The 3352-nt window shown below is 73.2% G+C and carries 5 protein-coding genes and 1 pseudogene; 2 read left to right on the forward strand and 4 right to left on the reverse strand.

All coding sequences use genetic code 11. The annotated features are described in order from the left end of the window. Positions 1-444, reverse strand: a 444-nt coding sequence (locus ACWGIU_RS33255; RefSeq protein ID WP_453711829.1) for a SigE family RNA polymerase sigma factor, incomplete at its 3' end; no start/stop codon positions are given. Positions 445-598: 154 nt separating this feature from the next. Here ACWGIU_RS33255 and ACWGIU_RS33260 point away from each other — a divergent pair. Continuing rightward, positions 599-1216 (forward strand): HAD family hydrolase, encoded by a 618-nt coding sequence (locus ACWGIU_RS33260; protein ID WP_453711830.1) that lies wholly within the window; start codon positions 599-601, stop codon positions 1214-1216. Positions 1217-1225: 9 nt separating this feature from the next. Here the strand turns inward: ACWGIU_RS33260 and ACWGIU_RS33265 are convergent, their stop codons facing one another. Then, positions 1226-1477 carry a hypothetical protein gene (locus tag ACWGIU_RS33265; RefSeq protein WP_453711831.1) on the reverse strand — a complete coding sequence of 84 codons (252 nt, stop codon included), beginning with the start codon at positions 1475-1477 and terminating at the stop codon, positions 1226-1228. Between the two features lie 177 nt (positions 1478-1654). Between ACWGIU_RS33265 and ACWGIU_RS33270 the strand changes: the two genes are divergently transcribed. Next, positions 1655-2038 (forward strand): cold-shock protein, encoded by a 384-nt coding sequence (locus ACWGIU_RS33270; RefSeq protein WP_030012939.1) that lies wholly within the window; start codon positions 1655-1657, stop codon positions 2036-2038. A gap of 74 nt (positions 2039-2112) precedes the next feature. On the opposite strand, the gene ACWGIU_RS33275 is transcribed toward ACWGIU_RS33270, so the two are convergent. Both ACWGIU_RS33275 and ACWGIU_RS33280 read right to left on the reverse strand, forming a co-directional pair. Continuing rightward, positions 2113-2970: a 1,4-dihydroxy-6-naphthoate synthase gene (locus ACWGIU_RS33275; RefSeq protein ID WP_453711832.1), complete on the reverse strand. Its 858-nt coding sequence runs from the start codon at positions 2968-2970 to the stop codon at positions 2113-2115. Further along, positions 2957-3352: pseudogene (locus ACWGIU_RS33280) on the reverse strand (futalosine hydrolase); the annotation flags it as partial. The gene ACWGIU_RS33275 and the pseudogene ACWGIU_RS33280, both read right to left, overlap by 14 nt.

The following is a 3352-nucleotide window of genomic DNA, read 5'->3' on the forward strand; positions in this document are numbered from 1 at the left end:
GGCGCGTGAGCACTGGCTCTTGACCGTGCCCTCGCTGCAGCGGAGCAGCTCGGCGGCGGTCTCGACGCTCAGGTCCTCCCAGTAGCGCAGGACGACCATGGCCCGGGCCCGCGGCGGGAGTTCGGCCGGCGCGGCGAGCAGGGTGACGTGCAGGTCGGCGTGCTCGGGCCGGGTCGGCGGATCGGCGCGCGTATGGGCCGGCAGGTCGCGCAGGCGCCGTCGCCGCTCGGCGAGGAAGGTGCGGGTCAGCACGGTCCTGGCGTACGCGTCGGGGTACTCGGCGGCGGACACCCGCCGCCAGTGCTGGAACAGCTTCGCGAGCGTCGTCTGGGTCAGATCGCGTGCGCCGTCGGCGTTCCCGCACAGCAGGTACGCGGTGCGGTACAGCTTGCGCTGACCGGCCCGGGCAAAGGCCTCGAAGTCGTGCTCGGTGCCTGGTGGCATCCGCCCTCCTTGCCCCTTCGTGACATGGCGGGCATGTCCGCCGCCGTACCCGGCGGGTCGCCGGCTCCATCGGGGGACAGTCTTCGGCCCGCGTTCGCCCTGAGGCAGGCCCGCGGTCGGCCTCCCGTGCGGCCGCCTCGGCACAATGGACGGTATGAACCTCACCGTCGGCTTCGACCTCGACATGACCCTCATCGACTCGCGCCCGGGAATCAAGGCCGCCTACGAGGCCCTCTCCGCCGAGACGGGAACCTTCATCGGTGCCGACGAAGCGGTCACCCGGCTGGGTCCGCCGCTGGAGGAGGAGCTCGCGCACTGGTTCACGGAGGCCGAGATCCCGGCCATGGCCGACCGCTACCGGGAGATCTACCCCACCTATGCCATCGGGCCGACCCCGGCGATGCCGGGCGCCCGGGAGGCCGTCGAGGCCGTCCAGTCGCTGGGCGGCCGCGCGATCGTGGTCACGGCCAAGCACGAGCCGAACGCCCGCCTGCACCTGTCGCACCTCGGGATCGAGGCCGACGCGGTCATCGGCTGGCTCTGGGCGGAGGCCAAGGCCGGTGCGCTGCGCGAGTACGGGGCGCAGGTCTACGTCGGCGACCACGTCGGGGACGTACGCGGCGCCCGCACGGCCGGCGCGCTGTCCGTGGTGGTGCCGACCGGCCCGTGCCCGGAGGAGGAACTGCGCGAGGCGGGCGCGGACGTGGTGCTGCCCGACCTCACCGCACTGCCGCAGTGGCTCGCCCGGTACGTGGCCGCGCAGCCCGTCTGAGGACCGCGGCTACGCCTGCGAGGCCCGGGCCGCCCTGCGCTGCGCGGCGGCCGAGCGGAGCACGCCCGCGGCGGAGATGGCGAAGCCCACGCCCATCAGCATGCACACCGCCCACGCGTACGGCGGGAACGGGTCGACGTCGAGGAAGAGCGGAGCCATGGTCGCCAGCGTGGCCACGGCCCCGGCGATGAACACGACGCCGCCGGCCTTGACGAGTCCGTCGCCGGGCCGCGCTTCGTCGGAATGAGGAGTAACAGTCACCTCACCAGGGTAGTTGCCTGGCCGAAGGCAGCCGACGACGAAGGACCGGGGAACGTCTTGTCACCCGGCCCCTGACCATTAGCCTTGAGGCGGCGGGTCACACATGGCCCGCTGCGCTGTTGTCCGGAGCCGTTCACGGCCCCCGGACCCCGACGAGCACAAGGACAGAGGACGGACGTGCCTACCGGCAAGGTCAAGTGGTTCAACAGTGAGAAGGGCTTCGGCTTTCTCTCCCGTGACGACGGCGGCGACGTCTTCGTCCACTCGTCGGTGCTCCCTGCCGGGGTGGACGCGCTCAAGCCCGGCCAGCGCGTCGAGTTCGGTGTCGTCGCGGGCCAGCGCGGTGACCAGGCACTTTCTGTGACGGTACTCGACCCGGCACCCTCCGTCGCGGCGGCGCAGCGGCGCAAGCCCGACGAGCTCGCATCGATCGTGCAGGACCTCACGACCCTGCTGGAGAACATCACTCCGATGCTGGAGCGCGGCCGCTACCCCGACAAGGTGCACGGCACGAAGATCGCCGGACTGCTGCGCGCGGTGGCCGACCAGCTCGACGTCTGAGCGTCACCGGCACACGTACGGCCGCGCCCCGCCACTCGAAAGAGCGACGGGGCGCAGCCGTACATGCGGGGCGGTCAGCCCTGCGGGAAGGCCAGCGAGCCGGGCGCGATGGCCGGTACCAGTCCCTCGGCCGCCGCCCGGGTCAGCAGCCCGCGCACCGCCGCGTAGCCGGAGTCGCCGAGGTCCGCCGTGAACTCGTTGACGTACAGGCCGATGTGCTGGTCGGCGACGGCCGGGTCCAGCTCCTGGGCGTGCGCGCGCACGTAGGGGCGGGAGGCCTCCGGGTCGTCCCAGGCCATCCGGACCGACGTACGGGCCGACTCGGCCAGCGCGCGCAGCCGCTCCGCGCCCAGCGAGCGCCGGGCGATGATCGCGCCGAGCGGGATCGGCAGGCCGGTCGTGGACTCCCAGTGCTCACCCATGTCGGCCAGGCAGTGCAGCCCGTAGTCCTGATAGGTGAACCGGGCCTCGTGGATCACCAGCCCGGCGTCCACCCGGCCGCCGCGGACCGCCGGCATGATCTCGTGGAACGGCAGGACGACGACCTTGCCGACGCCTTCCGGCAGCACGTCCGCGGCCCAGAGCCGGAACAGCAGGTAGGCGGTGGAGCGTTCGCTCGGCACGGCCACCGTCCGCCCGGCGAGGTCGAGCCCCGGCTCGCGGGTCAGGACCAACGGGCCGCAGCCGCGCCCCAGCGCCCCGCCGCAGGGCAGCAGCGCGTACTCCTCCAGCACCCACGGCAGCACGGCGTAGGACACCTTCAGCACGTCCAGCTCGCCGCGCTCGGCCATGCCGTTCGTGAGGTCGATGTCCGCGAAGGTGACGTCGAGGGCGGGCGCGCCCGGGATACGGCCGTGGGCCCACGCGTCGAAGACGAAGGTGTCGTTCGGGCAGGGCGAATAGGCGATCTTCAGCGGTTCACCGGTGCTCATGGCGTTCTCCCCAGTTCGCGAGTACGGGCCCCAGCACGCGGAAGCCGTCGGCGAGCGCGGTCAGCGCCTCCCCGATCCGCCAGGCGGCACGGTCACGAGGGCCCACGGCGTTGGACACGGCGCGGATCTCCAGTACGGGCAGCCCGTGCGCGGCGGTCGCCTCCGCGACCCCGAAACCCTCCATGGCCTCGGCCCCGGCCATCGGGTGCCGGGCGGCGAGCGCGGCGGCACGGGTGGCGGTCCCGGTCACGGTGGAGACGGTCAGCACGGGCGCGAGCAGCGCCCCGGTCGCCTCGGCGGCGCGGGCGGCGAGCTCTGCGGGCGGCAGGTGCACGCTGCGCCCGAAGCCGAGCTCCGTCACGTCGAGGAAGCCGTCGGGGGT

This window comes from Streptomyces sp. NPDC054840 (assembly GCF_053611065.1).